The 2,025-nt window shown below is 67.9% G+C and carries 2 protein-coding genes; both read left to right on the forward strand.

Going from position 1 to position 2,025, the window contains the following annotated elements; all coding sequences use genetic code 11:
* The first annotated feature begins 109 nt into the window (after positions 1–109).
* Entirely contained in the window at positions 110–745 is a 636-nt protein-coding gene (locus tag ON22_RS38165) for an RNA polymerase sigma factor (RefSeq protein ID WP_033247739.1), read from the forward strand.
* Positions 742–2,025, forward strand: a 1,284-nt coding sequence (locus ON22_RS34960) for a pentapeptide repeat-containing protein (RefSeq protein ID WP_169332484.1), incomplete at its 3' end; no start/stop codon positions are given. The genes ON22_RS38165 and ON22_RS34960, both read left to right, overlap by 4 nt.

A 2,025-nucleotide genomic window follows, 5' to 3' on the forward strand; every position in this document is an offset into this window, starting at 1 on the left:
GCAGGACCTCCTTGTCGGCCTTCATCGTTGAGGTGGGCGCAACCGAATGGTGTTCCACCGCCGCAACTCCAGCGGGGGAGATGCGGGCGATATGAGGTTTCGCTCATCGATGCAGCGCGACGCCCCCGCCCATCAGGGCGGTGGCGAGGACTGCGTGCTATTCGAGACGATCTACCGCCGCGAATACCCGCGTGTGCGGCGGTATCTGCTCGGCGCGGTCCGCGGTGACAGTCAAGAGGCCGAAGACCTGACCCATGAGGTTTTCCTGCAGGTGTGGCGCACCTACGGCCCACGCCTGGCCCGCATGACCGACACCGAGGTGCAGCAGATCTTGATCACCGCGGCGAAAAACCGGCTGATCGACCTGTGGCGCAAGGACACCCGCATCGTGCTTTTCGCCGGCTACGACAATCACCATGTCCCCGTCGACACCGCGACCGACTCCGATCCGTTCCGCAAGGTCCTCAACGACGAGGTCGTGGCCCGCTTCGCTCAAGTCGCTGCCAAACAGCTGACTGTCGGCGAGTACCGGGTCGCTTTCATGAGCTGGGTGATGGAATGCACCGACACCGAGATCGCCGCCGCGCTCGGCACCGCCGTCAAGACGGTACGCACGCACCGCTGCGCGGCACGACGCAAGATCAAGGCCATAGCCAGCAAGGACCGCTCTGGCCTCCGGTTCCTCGACGCCGACGAGATCTCGGCGAGAGCAGCCACGCCCGGGATCGGGGAGGTGACGATATGACCGGCGACAACCCCTGCCAGGGGCCCCGGCCGCCGATGCCCCTCGGCGAGGTGTTCGAGAAGCTGGGCGATTATTTCACCGAACAGCACGGTCCCGGCTGCGCCGATGCAGGATGGGCGCGGCTGCAGCGGGCCATGGACGCCGAAGAACCGGCGAACCAGCCGGCCGCCGAGCCCGCACCAGGGTGCAGGGAGCGGCTGGCCGGCCTCGCGGCCCGGGTCAGTTGCTGGTGGGACACGGTCGAGGTCAAGTACGCGGTGGCGTCGGTGCTGATGGTGATCGGTTTGGTGAACGCCGGCGCCGACTCCGCTGTCGGGGTCGCCGCGGCGGCCGTGGGGATCCCGGCGGCCACGGCCGTGGGGCTCGCAGCGTTGCTGCAGTCGGCCCGCCGCCAGGAAGCCGAGGCCCATGCCGCGAAAGCGCTGCAGGAACACCGGCGCGAGATCCGGTTGCAGATCGCGCGCCGCGATATCGCCCGCCGCGAAGCCGCGGCGCGCAACCTCGTGATCCAGACCCTGGGTCGCACCGACAGCTCGGGGATCATCCACCTGTCCTGCGTCGACCTGCGCGAGCAGAATCTTGCCGACTTCAACCTAATCGGCGCCGGCCTCAAGGGCGCGACCCTCGACGGTATGAACCTGCGGTCGGCCAACCTCTACGGCGCCAACCTCGCCGGGTCCAGCATGTTCGGTACCGAGCTGGCTCGCGCCGACCTGTCCGGTGCCAACCTCGCCGGTGCCAATCTTGCCAGTGCCCGGCTCGTCGGCGCCCGGCTCTCCGGCACGGACCTGGCCCGCGCCAACCTCGCCGGCGCGAATCTGTCCGGTGCGACCCTGCTCAACGCCGACCTCTCCGACGCGGACCTGTCCGGCGCGATTCTGTCCGGTGCGGATCTCGCCGGCGCGGACCTGTCCGGCGCGATACTGCCCGGCGCCTACCTCACCGGCGCCTACCTGCAAGGAGTGAACCTCGAAGGTGCCTGCTTGGCCCGGGTGAACCTGCGCGGGTCCTACCTACACCGTGCGAACCTGACCCGCGCCGACCTCACCTGTGCCGATATCAGCACCACGACCCTGAAAAACACCGCGCTCATCGGCGCAAACCTGGTCGGGGCGAAACTCATCGACCTGACCGATCTGGAAGAGGTGACCTGGTCAGAGACCACACTGTGGGGCCGTCACCGCGACGAAGTGCTCCGACGATCCATCCCCTTGGGCCGCGGCTGGTACAAACTCAACCCACCCGACGGGACCTCCCTCGATGACCCCATAACTCTTCCC

It is taken from the genome of Nocardia carnea NBRC 14403 (assembly GCF_000308515.1).
Classification (GTDB): domain Bacteria; phylum Actinomycetota; class Actinomycetes; order Mycobacteriales; family Mycobacteriaceae; genus Nocardia; species Nocardia carnea.

What these genes read in the sequence shown, in the direction of transcription:
- ON22_RS38165 (WP_033247739.1), top strand. Translation starts at nt 110, where the DNA reads ATGCAGCGCGACGCCCCCGCCCATCAGGGCGGTGGCGAGGACTGCGTG.